This is a genomic window from Olsenella sp. Marseille-P4559, from assembly GCF_900605015.1.
Lineage (GTDB): Bacteria > Actinomycetota > Coriobacteriia > Coriobacteriales > Atopobiaceae > Tractidigestivibacter.
The window spans coordinates 765231-792115 of the sequence record NZ_LR027573.1 but is presented as its reverse complement, the minus strand read 5'-3'; the positions used below and the strand labels follow the sequence as shown (position 1 = coordinate 792115).

25 protein-coding genes and 1 pseudogene are annotated in these 26885 nt (G+C 57.9%); 9 read left to right on the top strand and 17 right to left on the bottom strand.

The features are described from left to right. Positions 1 to 69 precede the first annotated feature (69 nt). From E0E00_RS03635 to E0E00_RS03595, 9 genes are all read right to left on the bottom strand, one after another. Complete coding sequence (locus tag E0E00_RS03635; protein WP_165443537.1) at positions 70 to 726, bottom strand: PD-(D/E)XK nuclease family protein; 657 nt, start codon at positions 724 to 726, stop codon at positions 70 to 72. Positions 727 to 756: 30 nt separating this feature from the next. Further along, positions 757 to 1725, bottom strand: coding sequence for an AbiH family protein (locus tag E0E00_RS03630; protein WP_371683376.1), 969 nt, complete (start codon positions 1723 to 1725; stop codon positions 757 to 759). Between the two features lie 30 nt (positions 1726 to 1755). After that, the gene (locus tag E0E00_RS14640; protein WP_207302642.1) at positions 1756 to 2250 is read right to left on the bottom strand and encodes a hypothetical protein; all 495 of its coding nucleotides are present in this window, start codon (positions 2248 to 2250) and stop codon (positions 1756 to 1758) included. Then, the gene (locus tag E0E00_RS03620) at positions 2247 to 3215 is read right to left on the bottom strand and encodes a hypothetical protein (protein WP_130811215.1); all 969 of its coding nucleotides are present in this window, start codon (positions 3213 to 3215) and stop codon (positions 2247 to 2249) included. The genes E0E00_RS14640 and E0E00_RS03620 overlap by 4 nt, the downstream gene beginning before the upstream one ends. Beyond that, positions 3200 to 4495 (bottom strand): hypothetical protein, encoded by a 1296-nt coding sequence (locus tag E0E00_RS03615; protein WP_130811214.1) that lies wholly within the window; start codon positions 4493 to 4495, stop codon positions 3200 to 3202. Before E0E00_RS03615 ends, E0E00_RS03620 begins: the two co-directional genes overlap by 16 nt. A gap of 138 nt (positions 4496 to 4633) precedes the next feature. Next, positions 4634 to 4972, bottom strand: coding sequence for a DUF1524 domain-containing protein (locus E0E00_RS03610; protein WP_165443536.1), 339 nt, complete (start codon positions 4970 to 4972; stop codon positions 4634 to 4636). A gap of 86 nt (positions 4973 to 5058) precedes the next feature. After that, positions 5059 to 5277, bottom strand: coding sequence for an integrase core domain-containing protein (locus tag E0E00_RS03605; protein ID WP_130811212.1), 219 nt, complete (start codon positions 5275 to 5277; stop codon positions 5059 to 5061). Then, entirely contained in the window at positions 5202 to 5675 is a 474-nt protein-coding gene (locus tag E0E00_RS15315; protein ID WP_130811211.1) for a transposase, read from the bottom strand. Before E0E00_RS15315 ends, E0E00_RS03605 begins: the two co-directional genes overlap by 76 nt. Before the next feature lie 54 nt (positions 5676 to 5729). Next, positions 5730 to 6293 carry a hypothetical protein gene (locus E0E00_RS03595; RefSeq protein WP_130811210.1) on the bottom strand — a complete coding sequence of 188 codons (564 nt, stop codon included), beginning with the start codon at positions 6291 to 6293 and terminating at the stop codon, positions 5730 to 5732. A gap of 72 nt (positions 6294 to 6365) precedes the next feature. Here E0E00_RS03595 and E0E00_RS03590 point away from each other — a divergent pair, with 72 nt between their 5' ends. Next, the gene (locus tag E0E00_RS03590) at positions 6366 to 6911 is read left to right on the top strand and encodes a GNAT family N-acetyltransferase (protein WP_130811209.1); all 546 of its coding nucleotides are present in this window, start codon (positions 6366 to 6368) and stop codon (positions 6909 to 6911) included. 9 nt (positions 6912 to 6920) lie between these two features. Here E0E00_RS03590 and E0E00_RS15150 read toward each other — a convergent pair whose 3' ends face one another. After that, a complete protein-coding gene (locus E0E00_RS15150; protein ID WP_256386398.1) occupies positions 6921 to 7049 on the bottom strand; it encodes a hypothetical protein in 129 nt (42 codons plus the stop codon). Between the two features lie 3 nt (positions 7050 to 7052). Further along, positions 7053 to 7352: a hypothetical protein gene (locus E0E00_RS03585; protein WP_242622115.1), complete on the bottom strand. Its 300-nt coding sequence runs from the start codon at positions 7350 to 7352 to the stop codon at positions 7053 to 7055. 386 nt (positions 7353 to 7738) lie between these two features. Here E0E00_RS03585 and E0E00_RS03580 point away from each other — a divergent pair, with 386 nt between their 5' ends. From E0E00_RS03580 to E0E00_RS03555, 6 genes are all read left to right on the top strand, one after another. Further along, positions 7739 to 8680 (top strand): aldo/keto reductase family oxidoreductase, encoded by a 942-nt coding sequence (locus E0E00_RS03580; protein ID WP_130811208.1) that lies wholly within the window; start codon positions 7739 to 7741, stop codon positions 8678 to 8680. A gap of 108 nt (positions 8681 to 8788) precedes the next feature. Beyond that, on the top strand, positions 8789 to 9838 hold the full coding sequence (locus E0E00_RS03575; RefSeq protein ID WP_130811207.1) for a Fic family protein: 1050 nt from the start codon (positions 8789 to 8791) through the stop codon (positions 9836 to 9838). 140 nt (positions 9839 to 9978) lie between these two features. After that, complete coding sequence (locus tag E0E00_RS03570) at positions 9979 to 10935, top strand: Fic family protein (RefSeq protein WP_130811206.1); 957 nt, start codon at positions 9979 to 9981, stop codon at positions 10933 to 10935. A gap of 202 nt (positions 10936 to 11137) precedes the next feature. Continuing rightward, positions 11138 to 11536: a hypothetical protein gene (locus tag E0E00_RS03565; protein WP_207302641.1), complete on the top strand. Its 399-nt coding sequence runs from the start codon at positions 11138 to 11140 to the stop codon at positions 11534 to 11536. Between the two features lie 43 nt (positions 11537 to 11579). After that, on the top strand, positions 11580 to 12362 hold the full coding sequence (locus E0E00_RS03560; protein ID WP_130811205.1) for a family 1 encapsulin nanocompartment shell protein: 783 nt from the start codon (positions 11580 to 11582) through the stop codon (positions 12360 to 12362). 561 nt (positions 12363 to 12923) lie between these two features. After that, entirely contained in the window at positions 12924 to 13931 is a 1008-nt protein-coding gene (locus E0E00_RS03555) for a Gfo/Idh/MocA family oxidoreductase (protein WP_130811204.1), read from the top strand. Positions 13932 to 14011: 80 nt separating this feature from the next. On the opposite strand, the gene E0E00_RS03550 is transcribed toward E0E00_RS03555, so the two are convergent. After that, positions 14012 to 14635: a class I SAM-dependent methyltransferase gene (locus E0E00_RS03550; RefSeq protein WP_130811203.1), complete on the bottom strand. Its 624-nt coding sequence runs from the start codon at positions 14633 to 14635 to the stop codon at positions 14012 to 14014. Positions 14636 to 14840: 205 nt separating this feature from the next. On the opposite strand from E0E00_RS03550, the gene E0E00_RS03545 reads away from it, so the two are divergent. After that, positions 14841 to 15620 (top strand): alpha/beta fold hydrolase, encoded by a 780-nt coding sequence (locus E0E00_RS03545; RefSeq protein ID WP_130811202.1) that lies wholly within the window; start codon positions 14841 to 14843, stop codon positions 15618 to 15620. Between the two features lie 62 nt (positions 15621 to 15682). Here the strand turns inward: E0E00_RS03545 and E0E00_RS03540 are convergent, their stop codons facing one another. Further along, positions 15683 to 15985 (bottom strand): hypothetical protein, encoded by a 303-nt coding sequence (locus E0E00_RS03540; RefSeq protein ID WP_130811201.1) that lies wholly within the window; start codon positions 15983 to 15985, stop codon positions 15683 to 15685. Positions 15986 to 16124: 139 nt separating this feature from the next. Here E0E00_RS03540 and E0E00_RS03535 point away from each other — a divergent pair, with 139 nt between their 5' ends. Then, positions 16125 to 17657 (top strand): ATP-binding protein, encoded by a 1533-nt coding sequence (locus tag E0E00_RS03535; RefSeq protein ID WP_130811200.1) that lies wholly within the window; start codon positions 16125 to 16127, stop codon positions 17655 to 17657. A 214-nt stretch (positions 17658 to 17871) separates the two neighbouring features. On the opposite strand, the gene E0E00_RS03530 is transcribed toward E0E00_RS03535, so the two are convergent. The 4 genes and pseudogenes from E0E00_RS03530 to E0E00_RS03515 form a co-directional block, all read right to left on the bottom strand. Continuing rightward, positions 17872 to 18729 carry a DNA adenine methylase gene (locus E0E00_RS03530; protein ID WP_165443535.1) on the bottom strand — a complete coding sequence of 286 codons (858 nt, stop codon included), beginning with the start codon at positions 18727 to 18729 and terminating at the stop codon, positions 17872 to 17874. Between the two features lie 10 nt (positions 18730 to 18739). Further along, positions 18740 to 20437 (bottom strand): ATP-dependent endonuclease, encoded by a 1698-nt coding sequence (locus tag E0E00_RS03525; protein ID WP_130811198.1) that lies wholly within the window; start codon positions 20435 to 20437, stop codon positions 18740 to 18742. 65 nt (positions 20438 to 20502) lie between these two features. After that, positions 20503 to 21825, bottom strand: a complete 1323-nt coding sequence (locus tag E0E00_RS03520; RefSeq protein WP_130811197.1) for a hypothetical protein — start codon at positions 21823 to 21825, stop codon at positions 20503 to 20505. A 20-nt stretch (positions 21826 to 21845) separates the two neighbouring features. Next, positions 21846 to 26789, bottom strand: a pseudogene (locus E0E00_RS03515) (type ISP restriction/modification enzyme). Positions 26790 to 26885: the final 96 nt, after the last annotated feature.

The following is a 26885-nucleotide window of genomic DNA, read 5'->3' as shown; positions in this document are numbered from 1 at the left end:
CCTGTCCGGCCTGTGCTCGTAGATGAGGTCGAGCGCCCTGCGATGCTTCGAGTAGATTTCCGCGCATATCTATTCGAGTCTTTCGTCTCCCACGACGTCCCTCCTGATGGTCTCGATGTAGTTGTTGATGAGAAGCTCCACGTTGGGGAGCAGCCTGTTCTTGTTCCGCGTAGCCTGCACGATGCCCAACACGTCGGTGTAGCTCATTGCCACCCAATGCTCGGGATCGCTTGATTCGGCACCGCTTGGCGAGAGGTAGATGAAGGCGTGGCGGTGATGCGGGTATTGCGCCTCGATGATTTCCCGGTACCTGTTGAGCTGGTCGTCGTGCTCCCCGGTGCCGATCTTGTTCTCGATGCAGACGACGTATTTCTTGCTTGCCGACACGGCCAGGATGTCGATGTTTCGCCACTCACGCCGCACGGTGAAGTCGTGGCAGTCGAGCAGGAGTGCATCGAATACGTCGACGTTGTCGCTCCCATTGGTAGCGACGTAGTTCAAGAAGCTCCGTATTATCGCGTCGCCCAGACCGTGGTTCTCGTTTGGATCAAGCAGCCGTCCCAGCACGTTGCTGTGCCTGATCTCGGTGCGTGCCACACCCAGCACGTCGAACAGGTTGAATTTGTCTGCCCACTCGTTGAGCGGGTCGAGGCAGTCGATGTCGAGGAGGAAGCCCCACAGGGTGGCAAGGTCTTGCTCGCCGTTGCGTTGTGGTCTATCGCTCACGGCATTCCTCACAAGTCGTAGGCAGAACGGTCAGTTTAGCTGTATGCCCCTGATGATAAGACGTCCCTCAAGAAGCAGTTTGTGCATTAGGTTTTTCCCATGATCCTTGTTGTCCATGGTGGCACCGTAGTCAACGAGCAGTTTGTTGATCGAGTTAGCGAGTCTATTCCGCCATGCCTCGTTCTTCTCCTCGCCATCGTCTGTGCTGTCGTAGGGATAATAGAAAACGAGTATGGTCTTGCTCTCGTAAAGGTCAACGCCGTCGAATATCGATTGGAAGTACGAGTAGTCGGCCTTCCCGAGCGAATGCCCGTAGAATTTGATGACGTCTGTCGCGTCCCGCAAGTTTGCGCTGTTGGCGGTGCTGATGAGCTTGTCGGTGCGGGTTCCGCCACGTCGCATGAGGCGGAATGTCTTCGTGAAAGCCACAGCGTCTGGATTGTCCATACAGTCCTTGCCGTCTATTCCGAAGATGATCTCTTGGCCGAGCTTCCCGTGGATGTTAGCGAACGCGCCGTCTTCTCCGCCGTCGAAGAATCGCTCGATGAGGTCGGTGTAGTTGAAGCTGAGGACGGAAGTAGAGGAATAGTAACCGTCTCCGCTTTTCTTTCCGTCCCACTCCATCGCTTGGTAGAGCGTCTTGCACTTTTCTGCATAGCCATCGTTGGTTTCGACTTCGTTTGCCAGGTATTCGCCGAAGGCGTGTTCGAGCTTCAATAGCTCCTGTCTCAATAAGGCTATGAAGGCCTCACGGTTGTATCCGTTTGAGGCAATCTTCGGATAGAGCGCCCAGGCATAACGCGCCATGTTGCCGTACATGTGGCTCTCTTCATCCTGTTCGCTTTCCCTGTGGCCGTTCAAGAGGACGAATGCACCTTCGGTGAATGGGCAGACCTTGAAGAATTCAACCGCCTTGACGGATGGAGAATCCTTCGCTGTGTCAGGAACTCCAGCTGAAAGAACCCAACGCTCGATGGTTCCTTCGATGTCGCACCACAGTGAATCAATGTTCGCCTCGAGAATGAAGTCTCACAGCGTGAGGGCGGATTCCGCCACCAACCTACTCCATGTTTCGCGCTTGCAGTCAGGGATGCCCTTAATGGCCTCGAACCTCGGCTGGAAGAAGTCCCCGAACGAAGACTTAAGACCGCATTGCAGATCAAAGCCATTGCCGATGATTATGAGTTGCCGCCAGTCGGTGCGGTAGCCAACCATTGATGTGCTCAAATCTGGAATGCTGTATTCAGGCATTGAATAATCGAGGGCGGCTAGGCGTGGCGCATCAGGCATGTCGAACTTGAAGCCCTTGGTTGCAATATCGCCCAAGGACTTCAAAGCGCCAGAGCTTTCCAACATCGACGACATTCTCGAGCTAATGTCGCTAATCTGAGATTGTTCAACTGCCTTACGCATTGCTTCGTTAAGTGGGCTGCTGGTCGCTTGCACTGCATTCCTGAACGCGTCGGAGTCGATAGCGGAGCCCATGCCCTTGATAGGTGCCTTTGGTGTCTCGTTGTCGCTCATTTGACCTCATCGCTTCCAGCTGGAAAGGCCGGAACCTTCTTGCCCGCCTTGATGTCCTTTGTCAGCCTGTCGCTGCTCCTCTTGAGGAACTTGTGGCTTCGGTTGAGGATCTTGATCATCTTCCTCGGGCTGATCTCTTCCTTCTCGTCGGCTGCATCGTCCTCGTTGTCAGGTGCCTCATCAGGGGGCACTCCGCGCTTGATAGCCTCAATCTCCGCCTCCAACTCAACGATTCGCTGATTGAGCACGCCATGTATTTCCACGACGGAGGCGAGGTCACTGTACCGCTTGATGAGCACCTCCTCGCAGAAGGTTACGAGCTTCGCACACTCGTCGAGCACATAGCTCGCATCCGTCGCAAGTGCCATGGAGGTCATGGCAGATACTTCCAAGCCGTCGACGGCACCGAGCAGTGCGCCCCCGCCGGCGATGAGCATGGTGCCGCCGGCCATGCCCGCGCCGCCAGCAGCCAGGGCACCGCCGCCGAGGAAAGCGAGGCTCGCGCTGGTGAGCGCTGCACCGGATAGGGCCGCCGTCTCCGCGCTGAGCGCCGCAGCGAGCGCGGGCGCTATGGCCGGGGCGAAGTAGAACGCAAGGCCGCCCGACGCCGCCACGACGACGACAGTCCCGACGCCGCCGACAATTCTCTTGGTAATCGCCCCGTCGAGGGCACCGCGCGTCGAGTCGACGGCCTTGTCGAGCTTACGCAGCTCTTTGGCATCCATGACGCCGTGCCGCTTGCAGAGTACGTTCGCAAGGTAATCCGCGCCCAGCTTGAGGCCCTTGTAGCACTTGTCGTTGTCACCGTGAAGCGGGGTGTAGGGCTTGAACTTGCAGGCCTCCATCGCGACGAGCCAGACCCACGAGCCGTCTGCGCCCAAGTTCTCCATCGTCTCGTAGATCGCCCTCTCATCCAGGAAGTATCCGGCATCGGTCGCCCAGGCGAGGCTCACCGTCTCTGCCATGAGCCCGCTCCACTCCTCGAGCCATAGGCGCTTGCGTGCCTTGCGCTTGTCGTGCTTCTCCATAACGATGTCGTGGGCGACAATCTGGCGCATGATCGAGTGCAGAATGCGGGCCCTCTGGAAGTCGAGCTTGAGGCATCCGAGGTCGGAAAGGTTGCGCTTGTACGCCTCCTCTGCGCTTTCGCCCTCCTTGCCCCCATCGTCGCGCGGGCGTCCACGACGCACGCGATGACGAAGGTGGCGACGCCCACGTAGTTGACGCGCAGGAAGAACGTGACGGGGTCCTTGCTCTTGATGGCGCGCACGGCCGCGTCGGCGATGTCCACGCCGGTGAAGACGCCGCTGGAGACGGTCACCATGCGTCGCATGGCGGGCGTGCCCCAGGGAAGCACGTCCTCCGGCGCGATGCGCCCCAAATACCCGACGTTGTGTATGCCAAGGTCGTGGATCTCCCGTGCCAATCTGCGGCAGAAGTAGAAGCTGCGAACGACGCACTGGTTGATGAGCACCGGCACCGTCTGCCTGCCCATCTCGCCGAGGATGCCGATCTCGGTGCGCAGGTCGAACTTCCTAACGCTGTCCTTGATGATCTTGCCGTTCTCGTCATGGTCGGCGAGCAGCGTTCCGTTGAAGAGCTTCGTTACCCACAGGCGGAAGCCCATGTCGCCGTCCCCGGAGTCCTTGAAGAACGGCAGCGCCGAGAGCTCCTTCATGAACGACACGAGCGGGCCGGGGATGCCGGTGCCGCCCATGAGCGACCCGCTTGAGCCGGCCATGTCGCTCACCATGTGGAAGAACCAGCCGATTGTCCCGAAGGCAATCTTCTCCTGGAAGTTCTTGCCGATGCACGCGCGGTGCGACTCCGGCACGGGAACGACGTGCAGTACGCCAGCCTTGTCCGTGCCGACGACCATGCCGGTAAACTGGGTGAGGATGGAGAAGAAAAGGCCGCCGATGCTGAAGTGGTGCGAGAAGTCCCGCAGATGGTGCTGAAGCCCGCCGCCGAAGTCGTTGGTGCCGCCGTCTGCGGCAAGCGGGTGGTCCTTCTCAAGGGCCTTTATCACGTCGTTCAGGTCGTCTCCCTGATATCCCTCGATGCGGGCGACCTTCTTCACGACCTGCTCGATTTGTTCTTTGCCCCACTCGCTCGCCCGATCGAGCGAGAATGCGCTGACGTAGAACACGTCGATCAGCCCAGCAAGCACACCGCTGCTCACGGCGACGATATAGTCGAGCTTGTCGGCCTCATCAACGTGCGGCTCCCAGAGAGCGAGCTTCACGAGCTTGGCTGTTCTCGTCTCGATTTGGTTTTTTGGTCCAGCTATCCACGCTCACAAGGTCCTCGTTCAGGTTCAGCCCGTTCCGATAGCCGACGTTCGCTCCGTTGGAGTCTTTGCGGTCACGCTTCTCTATGAAGGCTATGAAGGGCATGCTGCTCGGCTTCGAATTGTAGCCGTTATGGTCAGGCTTCCCAGCGTGTGTACACGCGAGCTCTGTATCTCCTGGGCCTTGGACTTGTCGCCGCCGCCGATCATCTCCACCCAGCTTGTTGGGATGTTCTCTCCCTGCGGGAAGACGTGCTCGATCGTCCACACGTAGTTGCCGGATGGGCAGCGCTCCCAGAGGCCCTTCATCTCCTTGGTCACGCTCGGCTTGGCGAGCACGGTGAGGATGTAGCGCGTCATGTCCGGATTCACGTCGTAGATGGGACCTTCGAGCCTTTCTTTGAATGCGGAGTCACTTGCCGAGACATCCACGAGCCTGCGCTTGATGTAAACGGGCCCAGTTAATTGGACACTGAAATCAGCCCTGAAAGAGCGCCCGCCCCCTTCGACCTGGCGGCCTAAGCCGCTATCAGCCCCGAATGATGCCATTCCGAGGGCGTTTCATAGACGAGCGACTGGTGGAGCCGCTCGTCGTTGTACTGTTCGACGTAGCCTGCGATGAGCCTACTCAGCTCGGCGGGCGTTCCGTATTCGTTGATTCTCACGCGGCTGTTCTTGAGGCTCCTGAGCCACCTCTCCACGATGACGTTGTCGACCCAGCGAGCCTTGCCGTCCATGCTCTGCCGGATGCTCCGGGAAGGCCAGCGGGCCCCCGTACTCCGCGGAGGAGAAGACCGACCTCTGGTCGCTGTTGACTATGACATCGACGCTCCAAACTTGGTTCGGGAAGCGTATCGCCTGGTTCTTCATCGGATGGGAATGCTTCGCCGAGCTTGCGACGGAGGTCATCGACCTCCTCCCGGTGCTTGGCGAACTCCCCGCTCGCGCGTCCGCTCGTCCTCGGACACGTGGACACGCACGCCATCTCGGACTCGGCCTTTGCGACCCATTTCCTGACCAGGCCGGTGTTAAGGTCGTGCTCGGAGGCGATCTCGTTTATGGTCTTCTCTCCGTGCATGACCTCGACCGCGACCCTCGCCTTGAGCTCGGCGGGGCGCGGCTTTCCTTTTGGCATTCTCGAGTCTCGCTTTCCGTGCTTGCGCACAGTGTGCGGGTTCTCTTTCGAACGTCAAATTACTGTCCAGATATTGCGGGCCACATTACTCTGCCCGTGGGGGCTCATGTCCACACGCGTGTTGGTGACTGCTGGCTTGACGATGCCGGAGGTGGGGAAAGGGCAGCCCGTGTCGTAGACCGGCTCGATGCCGGCAGGCGAGATTTCGTTTCCCTCGTGGCCGAAGAACACGGTGACGATTCGGTATACTTCCTCGCCTTCGTTTGTGGGAAGGTCATTTGCGAATACGAGCGTGGACGAGAAGGACGAGTCTGCCGAGAAGCCCATGCCGTCCTTGAGGTGCATCTGCAGCTGGTTCACGGCCTTGCCCCGATAGAAGGCGCGAGTGACGAAGGCGCATTCCGTGATCCCATCCTCGTTCCAGGTAAGGGGAGTGACCACGCATGCGTCGTAGTGCCAAACGCGAATCTTCTTCTTGTCCAGATCGAGCCACAGCGCCCAGGCCACCGTGCCGAGACCGAACGCCCTCACCACGGTGGCCTGGGCAGCGTTCATGAAGTTTGTGGAAGAGAAGAACACGTTGATCCAGCCGGTAGCCCTCTGGTCCTCGCAGACCAAAGTGTCCGCCCCGTCACAACCCCGCTCGTGCCGTAGAATGACGAAAATGGAATTGCTCGCGAAAGGGTCGCTATGACACATGAGACCGTGCGCCTGATGCTGCGGCCCTGGGAGGAGGCTGACGCCGAGGATTTGTACCGCTACGCGAGCCATCCTGAAGTTGGTCCCATCGCCGGGTGGCCCATGCACACGAGCGTCGAGAACAGTCGCCAGATCATACGGGACGTGCTCTCGGCACCCGAGACCTACGCCGTCATGCTGAAGGAGACGGGCAAACCCGTTGGAAGCATCGGCCTTATGATCGGCGCCGAAAGCAACGTTGGCATCCCCGACAGCGAGGCCGAGATCGGATATTGGATGGGCGTCCCCTACTGGGGGCGGGGCCTCATCCCGGAGGCCGTACGTGAGTTAATGCGGTATGCGTTCGACGACCTTGGCATGGAGAGGCTCTGGTGCGGCTACTTCGACGGAAACGAGAAGTCGAGGCGTGTCCAGGAGAAGTGCGGCTTCCGCTATCACCACACCGCCCAGAACGTTCCCTGCCAGATCGGAGGCTTGCTCCGGACAGAGTATGCCACCTGCATCATGAGGGAAGAGTGGGAAGAGGCCTGCGCATAGGCAGAGAGTTCAGCTGACAAGGACGAGAAAGCACAGCATCAGCAGCTCCGCAGCCAGCAGCGGCAGGGCCTCGACAATGGTGAAGATGGCGAAGATGCCGAGGGGAGCGAGGATGATGAGAAGAACGACGGGAGCCATGCCCTAGCCTCGCAAGACGTCGTCCATCATTGTGTACCGCACCGCGTCTATGGAATGGTCGTTGCCATCCGGGATGTCGTCTATCCGGTTACCTTCCTTGTCCCTCTCGAACTCCTTCAAGGTGAATTCGGAGAAGGTCAATGGACACCTATCCGGGTCAATCACAATCTCGCGCAGCCCGGCCAGCCACTCATAGGACAAGCGCCTCATCCTGGCCTTTCTGGCCGCATGTACGCAGATGCCGAGCTCGCGCCTCCACGTGTTCATCTGCATCTTTGAATCCGGTGTGTCGTCACGCCTCACGCGCTCCAAACGCTCCACGTTCACCCAAGACCGCATCGTCTTCGGCTGGTTGTAGAAATAGAAGATTCAGAACCTGAGGTGTACCGTCATCGACAGACGGTGCCAGCAGTTCCTGTGGTGGTGAGGTGGGCGCACGCGATGGGGCTTATGGTGCGACCGCTTTTGTTCTCGGAATTCATGGGCGTCTTCGACGGACTTGCGGGCGAGGGCGGCGGGTGCACCTGCACCGTGGGGCTGCCAGCTGCGGCACGGTGAGCGCGTAGGAGCTTCCTGACCCCTCCTCTGTCTCTCTGGAGATTGTGGGCGACACTGGCATGGGGCGTCATCTTTGGCAAGATGGGTGCAGGCTCGCGTGTCTGTCGGATGGCGTCCATGGGAGGTTGGTCATGAAGAAGCTGAACGTTCTCGAAGGGCCCTCGGGCATTCCCGCCATCGCCCTCGGTCTGATGCACATGCCGGCGCTGGCGAAGGATGAGGCTGCGCGGGTCCTGGCCAATGCCGTCGACCTCGGCGTGAACTTCTTTGATGAAGCTACCTGCTACGCGCAGGGGGAGGCGGAGCGCAGGTTTGGCGAGGCCTTCCCGCTGTCTGGTCTCTCTCGCGACCAGATTGTCATGCAGACCAAGTGCGGTCTGGAGTTCGCACGCGGCGTCTTCGATCACTCCAAGGCCAACATCCTGAAGAGCGTGGATGAGAGCCTGGAGCGCATGGGCCTCGACTACCTGGACGTGCTGCTTCTGCACCGTCCGGACCTCCTCATGGACCCGGAGGAGGTCGCCGACGCGTTCGATGAGCTGCACGCCAGCGGCAAGGTGCTCCACTTTGGCGTGAGCAACTTCTCCCCGATGATGATAGAGCTGCTCAAGAAGCACGTGCGCGTTCCCTTGGTCTTTGATCAGATGAGCCTCTCGCTGGAGCAGTCGCAGCTCATCGATCAGGGGCTTTATGTGAACAACCTCACGACCGAGCGCTCCGTGGACCGCGACAACGAGACCTTCAACTACTGCCGCGTGAACGACATCACGATACAGACCTGGTCTTCGCTGTCCTATGGCTTCCCGGCGGGCGGCAAGCCGGGTGGCTGCTTCGTCGACTCCCCGGAGTTCCCAGAGCTGAACGCCGCCCTGCAGAAGCTTGCGAACAGGTACGGGACGACGAAGGCCGGCATCGCCATCGCGTGGATCACCTCGCACCCGGCACACATGCAGGCAATCGTCGGCACGATGAGCCCTGATCACCTGAGGGACATCGTGAGCGGCGCAGACGTCACGCTGACCCGCGAGGAGTGGTACGGCCTCTACCTTGCAAGTGGGAAGTGCCTGCCGTAGGAATCAATTGTCTCTGACGTTAGCAGTTAGGCTATCTTGCTCCCTGTTCTACTACTATCTTAGCTAAATAACTTATAATGGCTAAGATAGTAGAGGGGTGGCGAGGATATGGCGGAGCAATTCGACTATGACAGGATGCTTGCGAGTCTTCTAGTGCCAGAGGTGCTCTCTGCACTTGCGGATGTGCACGAACATAGGGGCAGGGAGCAGCTCTATGTCACCATGGCACCCGACGTTCTGGACAGCCTCGTCGAGTCGGCGCGCATTCAGAGTACGGGGGCCTCGAACAGAATCGAGAGCATATCCACCTCGGACAAACGCCTACGCGAGCTTGTGACGGCAGGCGCGAAGCCCTATACCCGTGACGAATGCGAGATTGCAGGCTATCGCTACGTGCTTGATGAGATACACGTGTTGCATGATGACATTCCCGTTACGCCCAACGTCATCCTGCAACTCCATCGCGACCTATATCGATTCACCGGGGTCGGCTTTGCCGGGCGGTGGAAGGACTCGGACAACGTCATTGCCGAGCAAGGCGAGTCCGGTGAGATGGTCATCCGGTTCAGGCCCACAAGCGCCGTCGCGACTCCCCATGCGATGGAGCGAATCTGCGACGAGTATGCAAGGCAGATTGGCACCGGCAGGCATGACCCACTGCTCGTCTCGCTGGTCTTTGCCTTCGACTTTGTGTCCATCCACCCGTTCAACGACGGCAACGGACGCATGAGTCGCCTGCTCATCCTGCTTCTCCTGTACCGCAGCGGCTACCTCGTGGGGAAGTACGTATCCATCGAGCGCGAGATGGAGCGCACGAGGCAGACCTACTACGAGGCGCTTGCGGCAAGCTCTGTGGGCTGGAAGGATGCCACGAGTGACTATGCGCCATTCGTGACCTACATGCTGGGTGTCCTCATCGCCTGCTATGGGGAGCTGGACGAGCGCGTCGCGCGCCTGTCGTCTGGTAAGAGCAATGAGGATATACTGCGTGCGTATTTCGATGGTCTTATGGGCGCCGCCACCAAGTACGAGATCATGGACGCTAACCCCTCGATGAGCCAGCGCACCATCGAGCGCATCCTCCAGAGGCTGCAGGCGGACGGCACCATCGAGCGGGTCGGTGCCGCCCGTGCCACGGCATACAGGGTGAGGCGGTAGGTGGATGCACGTGTGCCGTGGATGCGGGCTTGCTGCTATCGGCAAGCCTAGGAGGGGCGTCTGGCAGGCCTTGCAGGGGGGGTGGCCATGTATACCGCCAATGGCGGTATACTTATGGCGGTATACATGAGAGGATGCCCATGGCCTACGTCCCACCATTCGAGCGAAACGACCAGATTGATTCGCTCTGCATGGAGATTGCCGAGCTCGTCGGCAAGATACCTCCCCAGTCGAATTTTGCCGCGAGTCCTACGCTCCACCGCGAGCTGCGCATCAAGACGATACGCTCTTCGCTTCTCATTGAGGGGGACGAGCTTGACGAGAAGGCCGTGACGGCGATCCTCGATGGCAAGCACGTATTGGGTGACGCTCACGACATTCTTGAGGTGAAGAACGCCCAGCGTGCCTATGAGTTGCTTCCATGCCTCAATCCGTACTCAATCGATGACCTTCTCAGAGCGCATGGAGTGATGATGAGAGGGCTTGTCCCCGAGGCCGGCCGCTTTCGCTCGGGAAATGTTGGTGTGTTTGATGGTGGTACCCTCATCCATGCCGGGACGCCTGCCAAGTGCGTGCCTGAGGTCATGTCCGACATGTTCGCATGGCTTAAGAGCACCACCATGCATCCGCTGCTTGCCTCGTGCATCTTCCACTTTGAATTGGAGTTCGCCCACCCATTCGCCGACGGCAATGGCAGGATGGGCAGGCTCTGGCACACGCTGCTGCTCTCAAGATGGAGGCCGATCCTCGCATGGCTGCCCGTCGAGAGCACCATCCGCAGCCGACAGGCGGGATACTACGCGGCTCTTGCCGAATCGGATGCACGAGAATCGAGCGAGGCATTCGTCGAGTTCATGCTTGAGGCCATACGCGACACCATCATTCCCTTTGCCCTGCCGCAGAGCGCGCACGAGCTTGAGCTGTCGGATGCCCTGTCATTCTTCGAGGAGAACCCCAGGGGCACGGTCTCTGCCCTCGCCGAACGCCTTGGCAGCTCGAAGCGCACCGCCGAGCGTGTGGTTGCGGAGCTCAAGGTGGCCGGCAAGCTGGGGCGAGAGGGGAGCGCAAGAGCCGGCGTATGGGTTGTGCACAGGTAGGGCGTTGGTCACGAGCCCCCAGCTTCCAAGGCCTCTGGTCATCCCATTGGTTTCTCTGCCATGGCGTCTCGTGTAAGGTCAAGCACGTTGCGTCTAAATAAGTTAGACGAGGGTAGTATCTTGATACATGGCCGCTGCAAGAACCAGCAACTAGTGAGCGGCTGGCATGTGTAACGTCGTGTTCCATCGAGAGGTGATTCGCATGTTTGGAAATCCATTTTCTGCCAACGTCGAGCGAGAGATGACAAAAGGCGAGCTCATTCAAGCGGTACGCGCCGATCTCTCCGGAGAGCTCGAAGCAATATACGGCTATGACGCTCACGTCCAGGCAACCGACGACCCCGTTGCAAAGGCGGTGCTCTCTGACATCCGCGACGAGGAGAAGGCTCATATGGGTGAGCTCCTGACCTTGCTTAACTACCTTGACCCCAAGGAGGGGGAGCACTATGCGTCGGGTCGCCAGGAGGTGCTCGAGCTGCTGGATGAGATTGGCGTCGGGGCGGGAGATCTGCCCGCAGCGGCCAATGGCACCACCCCAGCGCAGAGCTCGGACGGCGAAGACGATTCATCTGCCGCGCCGACCGTAGGCAGCCTGCTCTGATTACATCTTGATTTCAAGTCTACAAGGAGGATGGGTAAAGACCATGGACTATTTGATGAGAGATGATAGCCACCTGACAAAAGGCCAGTGGCGGGAGATAGATGCAAAAGTCATAGCTGCCGCGCGCTCTGTGCTCGTGGGGCGTCACGTGCTTGGTCTCTATGGTCCTTTGGGTGCAGGTGTGCGCTCTGTGGAGCTGGAGGATGCGACTGGGGGCAAGGTGCGCCCCGTCGAAGTCCCAGTGCTCTCGACGGACTTCACGCTCGCGTGGCGTGACCTCCAGGAGGCAGAGCGTCTGAGTGTGCCCCTCTCGCTTTCGAAGGTGACGGCCGCCGCAAGCAGTGTTGCTCTGCAGGAAGACGAGCTCGTCTTCCTGGGCAACGACGAGCTGGGCGTAAGGGGCCTGGTAGGAACCCCCGGTGCCAAGACCGTAAAGATACGCGACTGGTCGCAGGGCGAGAACGCCTTTGCGGACACGAGCGAAGGGCTCGAGCACATGCTTGATGCCCACACATATGGCAGGACCGCACTTGTCGTGAGTTCGGACCTCTATGTTGCGCTCCAGAGAATCCAACCTGGTACCGGCATGTTGGAGAGCCAGAGGGTATCTGCGTTGTTGGATGGAGGCGTCCTAAGAACTCCAGTGCTTCCTAAGAGTACGGCCGTCCTGCTGAGTGCAGGTGAGCAGAACATGGACCTTGTCATCGGACAGGATCTGATTACAGGTTTCCTGGGAAGCTCGGATTTGAACCTGGACTTCCGTGTGCTTGAGACCGTCCTGCCGCGTGTCAAGAACCCTGACGCAGTCGTGGTCTTCAGGGCGTAGACGCGGGCGGGTCCGTCCTTGTCGCATGCCTGACGCTGTATCACGCTGTATCGACGGCTTCATCCCTGTCATGCTCGCTGGTTTCCTGTCAGGTGCCAAGAAGGTTGCATGCATCATGGCACAAGCACGCGAGTACGACTTCGGGAGTGATTCGATTCCAGGAGCCTCCCCCTGACATCTGCGTGGTGTTTGCGGGTGTCAGGGGCTACCTGTAGCTCACCGCGGAAGAGGGGCGACAACGGAGGGGTCACAATCACGTTCTTACGGTGCGCCTCTGCCTTCAGGTTGCGTGAGGCGTGCAGGCTCGACTGCATGTACAGGGGGGTGCGCGAGAGCCCATCTGTCGCTGGTTTCTGCGGTTCTGTTTGCCAGAGCGGCACTCGTCGCTACACTGTTCAGTGCAGCCGTCTTTCCTCGTTGGGTCTGACGCGTGATGACGGAAGGCTCTAGGGAATGGTCGCGCCCGTGTGCCGCAGGACCAGGGGTTCGGCGTACAGGAGACATGACTGAGCCAAGGATGAAGGAGGGTCATCTCATGTAGGGTCGAACACCCAACGTTGCATGCGTCGGCATGGCAAGATTGTCAACCGCTATCACATACCCTACGTGCTCGCGCGTCAGGAGAAGCTCTGCATCAAGGCCATCGAGGCTCGTCACATAGATCACACGGCATGGCCCGAGGTGCCTGGCGTGGCGTACACCACGGACCTCGAGGGCATGCTGGACGACCCCGAGGTGGACATCGTCGAGGTGACGACGCCCTCCGACCTTCACTTCGAGATGGCCAAGAAGGCCCTTGAGGTCGGCAAGCATGTGACGGTTGACAAGCCCTTCTCGGCGACCGCTGCGCCGGCGCGGGAGTTCTTCGACCTTGCCAGTGCCGAGGGCGTCACGGTCCAGTGCTACCAGAACCGCCGCTTTGACTCTGACTTCCTTATGGCACGGCAGGTGCTTGCGTCTGGCAGGCTGGGGCATGTCTTCGAGGTGGTGACGAGCTACGACTATTGGCGCCCTCGGATGCTTGCCGGCAAGCCGCTCGACGTTGTCAGCCAGGCCGCCTATGGACACGCCTCGCACTGCCTCGACCAGCTCATCAGCTGGTTTGGCATGCCCGACCATTGGCGTGGCGAATTCAGGCAGCTGCAGGGCGAGGGAATGGCCAACGACTACTTCGACTATGACCTCTACTACGACGACCTTGGACTCAAGGCAACGGCGCAGGACAACTACTCGACAGCTTTTCCACGTCCGAGCTTTGCGCTCTATGGTGACAGGGGCGCCTACATCAAGTGGGACAAGGACCAGCAGGAACGTGACCTCAAGCATTTCTACCTGCCCTCAGGGCACGATGACTTTGGCCTGGATGCGCCAGGGCAGTGGGGAACCTTGCGCTACGAGGACGCCGAGGGCCTGCACGAGGAGCGCGTTTCCTCGGTGCGCAGCAACTATTCCCAGTGGTATGACGCGCTGTACGAGACCGTCGCCCACGGTGTGCCCCAACTCGTTACGCCCGAGGAGACCATGATGCAGATGCGCATCCTCGAGGAGAGCGCGCGACAGCTGCGGTAGGGCGGCAACCAGGTTCGGCAGAGGGCGGACCGTCGATGATGTCGGCTTGTCGTGCGGGCTGGGATGGGTCGGCATCTCGCTCACGCCCGTGCCGTCACCGCGATCCATGGCCTTGACTCGTGGTGGTGGCAGGTTACGGTCGTGAATCCCGCGCCCCGCAGCGCGTCACCGATCTGCTCTGTGGTGTAGCAGCGCATGCCATCGATGATCCGCTGGAACCTGAGCGACGCCGCATCCGTCCCATCCGACTCGTTGACTATGCAGAAGTGGCCACCGGCGCGCAGGATTCGATGCACGTGTGCGAAGCACTCCTTAAGGCTGGGCCAAAAGTAGATGGTCTCGAACGCCGTGGCCAGATCAAATGAGCCATCGGGAAGGTCGAGCTTCGAGACGTCCCCCTGCAGTACCCTGCATCTTCCCTCGTCTACCTGAGCCCTGTTGTATGACGTGGCCTTCTTGACGGAGAGGGGGGCGTAGTCGAGGGCGCACATGCGCGCATGCGGGTAGCGTCTCATGAGCGTTGCCGCGTTCCTGCCACCGCCGCAGCCCAGGTCGATGATGTCTGCGGGGGCCATCGGTGGGAACTTGTCCATGCCCCAATCAGCCAGGGCCGCGTGCCCAGAGTTCATCCCGCTGACCATGAGCGAGCCCAGGATCCCTTCGGGCTTGCGGGTGTTGTTGACGAAGCGTGCGAACAGTCCCATGCGCTGTCCTTTCATCATGTCGCCTGCGTGTTCGTCTCATCACACTAAAGTGGCCCCGAGGGTTGTCTCCGCCCATTCGAGAGTATATCGCAACAGTTAGTTTTGGCTAATTTATAGTACGATACTTCATGGGATGTTGGACCATGCGAAAGCCTTGTCCGGGTTCGTGTGGGCACATGTCGGATATGCGAGGGGACAGACGCACATGAGGTTTGACGTGGTGGGAGATCCGGGGAACCCCATGGTACTGATGCTGCCAGGCTCGTTCTGCACGGGCGCCACGCTGCGCCCTGTGGCCGACAGGTTGAGCGAAGGCTACTGCGTCGTGCTCGTCACGTTGGACGGACACGTTCGCGGCGGAAGTGACTACCTCTCCAAGGAGGATGCCACGGACAAGGTCGTCGGTTGGCTGCGTGACCGGGGCGTCGGACACCTTGCGATGACGCATGGCACTTCGATGGGCGCCATCAATGCGCTCGACATCGCACGGGAGGGTTCCATCGCCTCTGACGTCTGGTTCTTCGACTTCCCCAAGCCGGTCGAGCTCGCCGTGCGAGCCGTCCTCCGCCGCATGGTCCGCGTTGCCAGGCGCGATGGTGCTGCTGGCGCAACCGGTGATGCGCTCGACGCCATGCTCGAGAGGGGCATGCTCGGGCGCTTTCTCGGTGACGGGGCGCCCGTCTACAGGGAGGTGGCGCGCGACTGCATGGAGGTGTGCTCGTTCGTCCCCGACGCGTCGGTGGCCCATGAGTCCGCGACCTTCTGCGAGTGCAGGCTGCCGGGCCTGCCGCCGGACGTGGTCCGGCGCCGCGTCTTCCTGTGGGGGAGCGGGGAGTCGGCCCGCACGTCGCGCGGGCGCGTGCTCAGGAGGTACCCGGGGGCGGAGTTCATGGATGCGCCTGGCCACAAACACTGCGGCTACCAGTGCGCCCGTCCCGACGAGTACGCTGCGCTGCTGGACGAGAAGATCCGGGGGAGCCGCTGACGCGCGGGGTGGGGGAGTAGGTGCCTAAGTGCGATGAGATGTGGACCCCATCCAACGGACGGTCAATTCCAGTAGGCAGCCAGCTTCTTTAGCTTTCTTGCATAGGTGGTTGGTGTAACGTTGCCAAGACGCTTCTGACACCTCTCGTCGTTATAGCAGTCCATGCAATCTGCGGTTCTTTCCTCGTTCTCTGCAAGAGTCATCTTATCGGTCTTCCCAATCTCGAATTTCTGAGTCGCAGAACAGCAGTTCAGGTGGTGGGAAGAAGAAGCACCGAAATGACCGAGAATTGGAAAGAACTCACCCAGGCCGAGGGCATGGCCTATTTCCGTGCCGATATCTGTCTCGTTACTGCTAATCGTCATATAATACTGGAGAAGTTTTTAGTTCTACTTAGGAAGTTACTGTGGAAGTCTATCTTCCACAGTTCCACACTATGTTCCCAAGTCGAGTATGTGCCGTGGTTGCGTGGATTAGCTCATCGGTGCAGGGGCGGAGGTTGACATGCCTGCGATAGTTGATGACAAAGAGCTCTCTGCAGCAATCGAGCGCATGCGCCTCGCTGGTACGGACCTCGCCGAGTACGAACTGAAGGATGCGTCGGGCGGGTTTCCCAAGACCACCGCAGAGACGGTGTCAGCGTTCGCCAACACTGCGGGCGGGACGATTATCTTTGGCATTCGGGAGGGGCGCAGGTTCCACCCTGTGAAGGATTTCGACGCCAAGGCGACCCAAGCAGGCTGCGCCCAGACGGCGCGAGAAGGCGTGATTCCAGCGCTCGCCCCGGATATCCACGTGCTCGCCTTCGAGGGAGCGCCCGTCGTGGTGGCGAACATCCCCGAGGCGCCAGCTAGGCAGAAGCCCTGTTATGTGAGGAAGCAAGGACAGCGCAACGGCTCTTACATTCGCACGGGCGACGGTGACCACAAGATGACGCCCTACGAGATTGACCGCTTCATCGAGAATCAGCTTCGGAGCGCGAGAAACGACACCGTCGTCGTGCCGGACGCCACCATGGACGACCTCGACAAGGACTTGCTGGCGGCCTGGATTGCCGCGGAGCGCAACTCCTCCTTCGGTAGGGCTGACGCCGTGGACGACGAGACGCTGCTGGCCAACCGCAGGGTGATAGTCGACGACGGTGACGGGATGATGCGCCCCACGCTCGCGGGTATCCTCGCCCTCGGCAAGTATCCTCAGAAGTTCTTTCCGCGGCTCAACGTCGTGTTCTCAAGCTACCCCGCAAGCGAAAAGGGGACGCTCTCACCGCAGGGGAAGCGCTTCGAGGACATCGCCAACCTCGACGGGTCAATTCCGCAGATGATAGTTGACACGCTGCGCGCCGTGTCCCGCAACATCAAGCACGGGGCGATAGTGAAGGGCGCACTCAGGGAGGACGTGCCGGACTATCCCCTCGATGCCGTGCGCGAGGCGGTGGCCAACGCGCTCATGCACCGTGATTACTCTCCCGAGGGACAGGGCGAGCCCGTGATGGTTGACCTGTATCCCGACAGGCTTGAGATCAGCAATCCTGGCGGACTCTATGGATCGCTCACAGTTGATCAGCTCGGCCAGCGAGGAGGAACCACGTCGCGAAACCAGGCCCTCTCGCGTATCTTGGAGCAGGTACCATACACCGACATAGACGGCAAGCAGGGCAAGGTGGTCGAGAACCGCGGCACCGGGTACCGTATAATCCGCAACGCGCTCGCTGAGGCCCTCATGGAGAAGCCAATCATTGACAACGACCTCGACGGCTTCCGCATCATCTTCAGGCATCGCAGCATGACGGAGCAGGAGGGCATGGAATACTCGCGCAGAAATGTGCTCGAAGCGGTGCTCGACTTCGCCTCCATGCGGGAGAGCGTCTCGGCGACAGAGATCGCTGACGCAGCGGGCGTGTCCAAGAAGACGGCACGCGGGTACATCAACGTCCTCATCGACGAAGGCATCCTTGAGGGGATCGGGTCGCTCAACAGCCCGAGGAGGCGCTACCGCTTGACGGGGAAAAGGTTCGACGACAGCAGCAATAGCTGACTCTGGAACTGAGTACTGGGGAAATCTGGCTTCCACAGTAACTTCCACAGTAGCGAGCTGTTGAACTATCCGGCAGTCAGGTACCCAGCCGTCCTCTCGACGTCGATGCGCCCGGCTACAACCACTGCGGCTACCAGTGCGCCCGTCCCGACGAGTACGCTGAACTGCTGGACGAGAGGATCCGGGGGAGCCGCTGACGCGCGGGGTGGGATTGTTATGCAGCTTCCCTTATGGGAAGTAGTCCACTTGGTACCGTTACACTTGGCCCTGCGACAAGAATCTCGTTCCCAACCCTTGTCCGGGCTGCACTGTAGCCGATGGAGAGATCGTATCGTTCAAAGTTTGCGTATGCATGGTCGATTAGCGGCACCGCGTCATACGTAACAATCCATGGGAAGTTGCAGGAGGCTATCTTCTTGGCCAGGGAAAGATGATCTTCCACCAAGAACGAGTTGGTATAGAGTTCCGGGCCCTTTTCGACGTAGGGCGGATCGAAGTTGACGAGGAGTGGGCTCTTCTCCAACGTGAGCACACTCTCTATAAAGTCAGTCACATCCTCGTTGTACAGGAGAATGTCATCAGCTCTGGCCGCAATTGCCTGTACCTTGCGGCAAAGCCCCACTCTATTGAAGCGAGCGCCGATGTTGTACTTTCCGGTCTGCTCTAGGCCTCCGATGGGCCTTGCTCCCAGGATGCCCGATCGGTTTGTGCGGTTGAGGTAGAGAGCCGCTTTGCCGAGCGCCAATGATGGAGCGTCGGCAGTAAGAAGCCTCTCGCGCTGTCTTGACCACTCGTCAACGGAGAGTTTGACCTCCATGAGGAACCGACAAAGTTCGCTAGAATGGTGGATGATGGCGTCCCACATGCTATAGACAGCAGGGTCGAGGTCGTTGAGGAGAATGTGGGAGACACGGTTCTTCAGTAGGAGCTTGACGGCCAACCCTGCACCACCGCAGAAGGCCTCGGCGTACGTGCAGCTGCTAAGATCATTCGCCTCGATGATGGCATCAACGATGGGGTAGATTTTGGACTTACCACCGGGATAGCGAATAGGCGTGTACGTGATCGGCATGGGCACCTCCTCAACTAACATCAAGTATTTTTAACACAGCCACTGATATCTCTCGGGCCGATGTCCTCTTTGCTACTGTGTTATATGCTCTAGTAAAGCTAGCAATGAACTCATCCGTCTCTTTAGGATTGTCCTCTACCCAATAGTGAACGATATCAATTCCATCAAATACAGCCTTGTTAGCCCTAAACCACTCTTTGTATTTATTGCGAGGGGAATTTTCATTGTCATATTTAGATGACAGAGGACCATTGTCTTTAACAATATTTCGTAACGTCAAATCATACTGTCTCTCAAGGATGCTTATTACTGGACTGTCAGATTTAATAAGCGACTCGAGATAGTCACAAATCACGCTTTCAGGACGCTCGCCTTTGCCAACCTCACTATCGGTACCTTTCCCGGGAAGGAGCACAATATTCGCCCCACGTTGAATGTCATCTAGAGGTATATACTCCTCCAACTTACTTTTGGAAACATCACCATCAAAGACCACTATTCTGTCTCTTAGGTAGGGATAGTCCTGACTATAAAGCTGCATCAACTGCCCGCAACCAATAGATGCATCAATGAAGTTGACATTGTCAAGAATATCCGGACGCTTCTCCTTAAGAAGCCTTGATGCCAGCCATCTTGCCTCTGCATCCTCTGTAAAGACGCCAACCTTCGGTATGTGCTGATTGGCAGAGCGAATGAGTAGATCATTATTGATGAAGCTCCAGCTTGGGTTGCGCTTCACCTCAAGTCTGCCGTTGCCGTTTGTCAAATAGGCAACCTCAATATCCCCCGGGCCATCATTTGGATTTCTTTGATTCATATCGCTTAGCTGCTTTAGAAGAACAGTGCTGTGTGTGGTAAAGATAACTTGAAACCCATTAGACTTGCATTCTTTCAAAAGGAGCTTGATCAGTCGTTCCTGTGCCGCCGGATGAAGAGTGGCATCGAGTTCATCGATAATTAGTTGTCCGCCATCCCAATCATCTCCTAGCTCTCGTTTAAGGCTTTTAAACGACAGAATTGCCATGAGAATCTGGCCAAGGTTATCTTGTCCCGAGGAATTCGTAGTTGGCCCATACAAATCAGTTCCTACGCCCATTCCTCGTTTGCGTGCAAGCCCTTTTATGCCAAGACTACTTACTGAATCGATAGAATCATTCATGCTCAAAATACTTGTGTAATTATTTTTAAACCAGTTTTCGTCTGCAGAATCTTTCCACTTCTGCGTGCGTGACGATACGGCTTTGTCGTCAGCTTCGCCAAGCGGGTAAAGACGCGACAGTCCGAGGTAAATGATGGGCGAAGGCATCTTTGACGATACCATTCTTCCTTGTTCATTTTTCCTACGTGGTATAATCCGAAAACGCGTTTTCTTGCCTTGCCATGCTGTTCTAAACGACACTTCCTCTGTAGTAATGCTATTTTTTGATTCTCCAGATCCATGCCTTTCAAAGGTAATGCGCGCTCTGTCACTCCCGGACAGATCATACTTGGGCGATGCGGCAAACAGCTCTGAGAACTCACTTCTATAGCGCTTCCCTAGGTATGTTTTGTAAACAGCGGGCAGCTCTGATGAATTCGCAAGTAAACCAAGTATTGTTGACTTGCCAGTACCATTGTTTCCAGCAATAGCAGTAATCCGCCTGCCAAGCTTAATCTCAACATTGGAGAATTGTCTGAAGTCATTAATATGAATGCTGCGTATTATCATCGACTTTAGCTCCACTTCCAATGCAATGGTACGTCCTGCTAACAGTATAAATAACCTCACACTAGCTATCTTGACCAAACCTGACGTATGACATACCCAGCAATCTTTGAGCAATTAATGATGTTCATCTCGGCGGCATCCATAGTTCCATGTGCCCATTTACCTACTATTGCTTCTAAGTTCATGTCCCCATCAACCCAAGACTGATCCAGACTGAAGTCGTTCAGAAGCTTAGAATCGCCTGCCTTTCTTAGCAAAGGCTTCACGACTTCCTTCGCAAAGTCCTTCCAAGCATTATCCCCGTGATTCGAAGGTGGATTTTGAGCTGCATAGTACTCTTGGGCTATGGTTTCCAGGAGCAGGCGCATAGAGAACCCGATGAATGGGAGCAGGTGCGAGTTCTTTATCGTATCCCTTAAGTACATCGCATAGACCTGCTCTATGGCGCGGTACATTTCATTCGAGCGGTTGCCCTTTGGGCGAAGTGACCCACCGAATATCTTCTCGTGTCTATGTGCTTGCACGGGAAGGCGTCTTGTTTTTGCGCGGGAGTTGGCATTGCCGGTATCGTGTGGCGCTGCTTCGGTCGGTGGTGTCACCTGATGCGATGACTCGGGATTGTATGAGATGGCATTGATATATCGGTCATGGTCTAACTCGACGAGGGCGCCCTTGAGGTCTCCTGGGTTCTTGCGAGCCTTGCTTAGGCCTTCCTCCATGACTCTGGCTATGTCCTCGATGATGTGACGGCTCTCTTCTTCGCTGAGACTCGAAAATAATTTACCATTCTTGATAGATAGGCCGACCGGATTAAGACTTGACTCTGAGAGTAGCCTTTGCTGAACGTACTCCCCGTTTAGTTTTGGTGTCCTTGATACGATGCCACCCCCTGCTTCATCTAGGGCCATGAGCCTTCCCTTTGGAGCATTCCTATGTACGTGGAGAAATTGCTCGTATTGGAGTTTCCCCCATCTGCCTGAACTCGCATGGGTTCTCTCCACGATGGTGAGGGCGGTTTCGAGGTCGCACACATTGCATGGGAGGGAGTCGAGCGATGCGAGCGCGAGAGGGGCGTTGAATATAGGTAGACGGTTTGTGGCGATGGAGTACAGCTCCGAATTCTTGAGACACTTGATTACCGCAAGGCGCCTGTTTCCGTCGTACACAATATAGCGATTGTTTATCTCAACGACTGTGGGAATCTCGTTGTAGTAGTACTCATCGCCAATTTCCGAGAGCATCTTGTCGAGTTCCCAGTTTCCACTCTCGTTGTCTATGGCCCGCAGAATGATGTCCCTATCGGTTGCGGACGCATCGACAGGATCCCTGGGGTTCTCCGTCCACATGTGCAGCTGATCTATCGGTATGTTACGAACTTCTTGGCTCATCAACGTGTCCCTTTGCTTTTCTAATCTAACTCATGCTGTGTCTGTCCCCACGCCGTTGGCCAACAGGCCGGATGCTCAACTTCATTGATATCCGGAAGCCCAGCTACGACCTCCTGTGTGCGCATCGACACCGTGACCAGACGCCCGATGAGGTCGAGGATATAGCGCGGATCATCACTGTAGTTGTTGGGATCGTTGGTGATGCCCGTCGCCTTGTCGGTCTTCACTTGGTAGCGGTCAACCATCCACTCCAGCGGACTACGGCCATTCACCTTGTAGTCATTGGCGGCCTCTGGGATGTTCGAGACGGTGACGTTCTTGTTGTAGACGAGCCGCGTGTAGTCGTTGACCTTCTTGCCAGTCTCGGGATCGCGCCTCTTGCCCCATGCGAGCTTCACCACGCGCCCTGGATCCATGCCAGGGAGCACGCCTTCCACAACAAGATTGGGCCACGGATCAATGCTCTCATAGTTCAGGTGCAGTTTGGCCAGGGCACGCCCCGCGCGCGAGAACGCTTCAAGCTCACGGGCAAGTGGAATCCTCGGTAGCTCCTTCGCAAGGTTCGCAGCAAAACGTCTACGATAATCGGGTGAGTGGAGCACGCCATAGATGTAGTAGAAAATATCCTCCTTGGAGATCTGCGTACCACCATCCTTCTTCGTACGCGTCGCGAACGCTAAGGGATATGCATGGCGGAACACGTCGAGCGTCTGGTCGGTAATGCCGTCATGGCGCACGTAGCGCCCACCCCATGCATCGCGTACGACCTTCTCGCCTTCAGCGGCGAAGAGCTTGTTATCCTCGTCCCTCTCGTACCAGAAAAGTGGGAAGCATTGTCCATGATGGTTCAGCTCGAGGTCGGGCAGGATATTACTTATGAACGTGCCACGTTCACCCGTATCAATAACCACATTCGGCGCAGTCTCGTGCGGTGCTATGAGCGGGAAGAGTTTCGGTTGGAGATAAGGGCGGTGTACGAGCGGGTAGTCGGCAACATATATTTGTTCTTTGACGAATGGACGATACTGTATTGCTCTTGTCTCTGATGAAGAGGTCAACTCGTTCCCTTTTTGCAGCATAGACTCAAGGCCATCTGTCTATGAAATTCTGTCCTTAGACCTATCGATTTCAAATGAAGGGCCGTTGAGAATATACTGTCGGACTTGGTGATTATAATTAGCAATCATTTTGTTCATGTTATCGATGACAGTTTGATTAGAAAAACCAATCATCCATGAGTCACGACTTGTGGTCAGTCCCCTCGACCAAATTGAGAAAAGCCCTTTATCAGTCTTCTTTGAACAATCCCAAACTCCCATCGGGGCCATTTCATAGAAACTGTCATCGCGCTTGTCTAACCAGTCGCCATGCTTGTCCATCGTGAGTGTCTGCCATACAGGTTCCTTGTCGATATAGCTCGCAACAACCTGGAGCTTCTCCGCCTGGGTTTTGTACTCGCCCACGGAGACGTAGTGGATGGCTCCTTGCTCGCTCGACTTTGGGTTCTTCACGAGCATGGTGATGGCGATGGGCGCACGTGAGCCCGAACCGAATACCTTGCCACCCTGGCGTCTCGATTCCTCGCCCTGTGTTCTCTGGTTTCCCAGCAGGTCGAATACGTAGATGGAGTTGAACTCTTCCACAAAACAACGACGTACGCCCGCTCCTGCGTCGGAGCGCAGCCATCCCGCATTCGAGACATAGCAGACGATGCCCTCCTCACCGATGCGGTCGGATGCCCAACGGAACGCCTCGATGTAGGAGTCATAGAGGGAATTCTTTAAGTTTGCCTCACTCTGCGAAGCATAGGTCTTCCTGATCCGCTGCTCCAGCATCGGGTAGTGCTCGTTGGCGTTGTCGTCGTTGGCGTTGCTCTGGCCTGCGGAGTAGGGCGGGTTGCCGATTGCCAGGAAGATGTCCTGCTCCTGCTGAGCGAGTACGCGCTCCGAGTTCTCGACGAACAGGCCCAGGTCGAGCTCGTCGTCACTTTCGTACATCTGGAAGGTGTCAGTGAGTACCGCTCCCGGGAAGGGTTCGTAGCTTCCTCCCATGCGCTCGTGATAGGCGTACTCGATGTTTACGACCATGATGTAGTAGGCCAGAAGGAGAATCTCGTTGGAGTGCAGTTCGCGTGTGTACTTGTCTTTGAGCCGGTCTACCGGAATAAGCTTGGGGTCGCTGATGAGCTCGGCCATGTAGGAGCCCGTCCCTGCGAACGGGTCGAGTATGTGCACGCCTGCATCGGCGATGCCTCGTCCAAATTCCCTCCTCATCGTACGGTCGGCTATGTGGAGCATGTAGTCCACTATCTCGACAGGCGTGTAGACGATGCCGAGCTTCTCGGAGGTCGCCTTGAATGCCTTCGAGAAGAAGTCGTTGTAGAGATCCTTGATGAGCTCCTGACGGTTGGCGTCGGTGCGTGCCACGCGGGTGCGGCGACGCACGGAGTCGTAGAGGTCATCGAGCTCGCGACGGTCATCGCGGCCCATCTCACCCACGCCCTCGCCTTCGAGCGTGGCGAGGAAGTCGGTGATTGCCACCGAGACGGGGTTCGAGCCTGCGAACTTGTAGTCGCCGAAGAGGGCATCAAAGACGGGTAGCGTGATCATGTGCTGGGCGACCATTTGCACGGCATCATCCGACTTGATGCCGGGATTGAGCGATGCGCGCAGGCTACGCAAGAACTTGTCGAAGCCCGCACGGGCACCGGCACTCTTCTTGAGCGCTGTCCCAATCTGCGCTACATAGTGTTCCGCGATGTGCGCCACGTCGTCTGCCCAGGCATCCCAGTAGACCTTGGTGCCACACCTGTCCACCATCTTGGCGTAGACGGCACGCTCGAGGTCGGTGGAGCCGAAGTCGAGGTCGAGAGTGCCCTGGCCCGGTTGCATGCCTTCCTGCGCAGGCCTTCCAATGGCATTGCGACCGTTTGCCCCGGTACCGCTGCCCTTCTTGGCAGTTCTGAACGGGATGGAATTCACATAAGCGTCCATGCGCTCATCGTGTGAGCGCAGGGCCTGGAGTACCTTCCACACAACGTCGAAGGTCCGCGAGTTGTTGAGAGCCTGTTCGGGTGTCATATGCGCAGGAATCACCACGGGAAGGATGATGTAGCCCAGCTCCTTTTCCGCACCCGTGGCGTTGTCTTTGAAGGTGCGCATGACACGGCCAACCGCTTGGACGACGTCCACCTCGCTCTTGCGTGGGGCGAAGAAGATGACGGCATCAAGCGAGGGCACATCCACGCCTTCGGCAAGGCAGCGCGCGTTAGTGAGGATGCGACACTCGTCTGCGGCGTCACCAGATGCAAGCCACTCGAGCTTGGAGGCCCGCTCTCTCGAGTCCATGCTGCCGTCCACGTGGTCGAGCATGCACGTGAGCCCCTGGTCGTCACCGGTTTCGTTGACGTAGTGCTCGACAACCTGCTTGAATGCCCTGTCGATGCGCTTGGAGTCGGAGATGCGTCCGCAGAACCCCACGGCGCGATGGAGCGGCTTGACGCCTTCAGTGAGGCTGTCATCAGGCTCATCGATGTCAAGCAGATCATCGATGAGGAGGAAGTCCGGGGTGATATCCGCCTCGTCGCCCTCAGCAAGATTCAGGCGCTCCTGTGCCGCGACACCATGGTTGGCGAGACCCTTGTACGTACCGATGATCTTAGCCGCGTCATCCACCCTCAGTTCCGACCCATCGGAAATGAGGCGCTGGATGTTCTCTGGGACATCCTCCTCGCTCACGGCGAGCACGACAACGCGATAGTCGCAGAGCAGACGCTTTTCCACCGCCTCGGCAAACGGCAGGTTGTAGGCAACAGGACCGTAGGTCTCCTCGTCATCCATAGAGCAGAGCGTAGAGGCGGTCTCCTTGGCCTTTTGCTTGACTTTGTCTCCGTAAATGCGCGGGGTCGCCGTCATGTAGACGCGTTTGGCTGCTCGGATGCGGGCGCCGTCGTTCACGATCTGGAAGGCTGATACTTCGTCATCCGTCATATCGGGCGTGCGCACGCCCGTCGTCCTGTGTGCCTCGTCGCAGATGGCGAGGTCGAACGCCGGCAGACCTATGCCTTGCGCATCTTGGATGACCTGCATGGACTGGTAGGTACAAAAGACAGCGACCATAGCCCTGGGGTCGTCCGCGTGTATCTGCCGGTAGCGCGCGACGAGCGACGACGGGTCGGTGTTGGCGGGATAGGAAAGGTCGGCGACGCTGTCTAGGATGGTGTCTTCCCTCACCTTGGATGCCTTGGCGTCGGAGCACACCACGAGCGTGCGCAGGCTCTCGCGCGACTGGTTCGTCCATTCGCGCATCGCCTGCGATACGAGCGCGATGGAGGGCGCACCGAAGAGCACGAGGCCGTGCGGACAACGATCCTCGGCAAGCCTGAGCGACATGAGCGTCTTGCCCGTGCCGCAGGCCATGATGGCCTTGCAGCGGTCGTGCATCTCGAGCGAGACGTTGATTTGGCGGATGGCACGAGCCTGGTGCGGCCTAGGGTCGAAAGTCACGCGATCGAACGTGGAGTTCGTGAGGCAGTGCGACCAGTCGACGTTGGACTTGGCCATCTCGGTTGGAGTGAGTAGCTCGGTCGTGATGCCCGTGTTCTGCTGCAGCTGCAGGATGTGACTTTCGACATTGGAAGAGAGTGCGTCAGAGGCGCTTGCCACGACGTAGCCACTGTATTTTGGGTTGGCCTCCACCTTTGCGAAGAAGGTGGAGAGCTCCTTGTAGGTGAGCTCGTGTGTGGGGTCGTAGTTCTTGCACTGGACGGCCCAAAAGCGGCCTTTGCTGTCCCTGTCCTCGCAGACGATGTCGATGCCTGTATCCTGTCCGTTATGGAGTGGGTTGGCCGGGTCGGACCACAGCCACACGCGTCCCATCGTCTGTTGGGACTGCGGATCGTTGCGTAGGTACCATGCGGTGACGCGTTCCCACAGGTCGCCTCTCTCCTTGGTAGACTTTGACATACGTTCTATGTAGCTAAGTACATCGAAGATTCCGGTTATCTTTTGTTGCTCTGCTGTGGACATGCGAACTCCCTCACCTATGTGTGCCTCACCCGT

Coding starts and splice junctions, on each gene's coding strand:
- E0E00_RS14640 (WP_207302642.1), bottom strand. CDS start 2,250: ATGAGCGACAACGAGACACCAAAGGCACCTATCAAGGGCATGGGCTCC.
- E0E00_RS03620 (WP_130811215.1), bottom strand. CDS start 3,215: ATGGCAGAGACGGTGAGCCTCGCCTGGGCGACCGATGCCGGATACTTC.
- E0E00_RS03605 (WP_130811212.1), bottom strand. CDS start 5,277: ATGGACGGCAAGGCTCGCTGGGTCGACAACGTCATCGTGGAGAGGTGG.
- E0E00_RS15315 (WP_130811211.1), bottom strand. CDS start 5,675: ATGCCAAAAGGAAAGCCGCGCCCCGCCGAGCTCAAGGCGAGGGTCGCG.
- E0E00_RS03590 (WP_130811209.1), top strand. CDS start 6,366: ATGACACATGAGACCGTGCGCCTGATGCTGCGGCCCTGGGAGGAGGCT.
- E0E00_RS15150 (WP_256386398.1), bottom strand. CDS start 7,049: ATGGCTCCCGTCGTTCTTCTCATCATCCTCGCTCCCCTCGGCATCTTC.
- E0E00_RS03580 (WP_130811208.1), top strand. CDS start 7,739: ATGAAGAAGCTGAACGTTCTCGAAGGGCCCTCGGGCATTCCCGCCATC.
- E0E00_RS03575 (WP_130811207.1), top strand. CDS start 8,789: ATGGCGGAGCAATTCGACTATGACAGGATGCTTGCGAGTCTTCTAGTG.
- E0E00_RS03570 (WP_130811206.1), top strand. CDS start 9,979: ATGGCCTACGTCCCACCATTCGAGCGAAACGACCAGATTGATTCGCTC.
- E0E00_RS03565 (WP_207302641.1), top strand. CDS start 11,138: ATGTTTGGAAATCCATTTTCTGCCAACGTCGAGCGAGAGATGACAAAA.
- E0E00_RS03560 (WP_130811205.1), top strand. CDS start 11,580: ATGGACTATTTGATGAGAGATGATAGCCACCTGACAAAAGGCCAGTGG.
- E0E00_RS03555 (WP_130811204.1), top strand. CDS start 12,924: ATGCGTCGGCATGGCAAGATTGTCAACCGCTATCACATACCCTACGTG.
- E0E00_RS03550 (WP_130811203.1), bottom strand. CDS start 14,635: ATGGGACTGTTCGCACGCTTCGTCAACAACACCCGCAAGCCCGAAGGG.
- E0E00_RS03545 (WP_130811202.1), top strand. CDS start 14,841: ATGAGGTTTGACGTGGTGGGAGATCCGGGGAACCCCATGGTACTGATG.
- E0E00_RS03540 (WP_130811201.1), bottom strand. CDS start 15,985: ATGACGATTAGCAGTAACGAGACAGATATCGGCACGGAAATAGGCCAT.
- E0E00_RS03535 (WP_130811200.1), top strand. CDS start 16,125: ATGCCTGCGATAGTTGATGACAAAGAGCTCTCTGCAGCAATCGAGCGC.
- E0E00_RS03530 (WP_165443535.1), bottom strand. CDS start 18,729: ATGCCGATCACGTACACGCCTATTCGCTATCCCGGTGGTAAGTCCAAA.
- E0E00_RS03525 (WP_130811198.1), bottom strand. CDS start 20,437: ATGATAATACGCAGCATTCATATTAATGACTTCAGACAATTCTCCAAT.
- E0E00_RS03520 (WP_130811197.1), bottom strand. CDS start 21,825: ATGAGCCAAGAAGTTCGTAACATACCGATAGATCAGCTGCACATGTGG.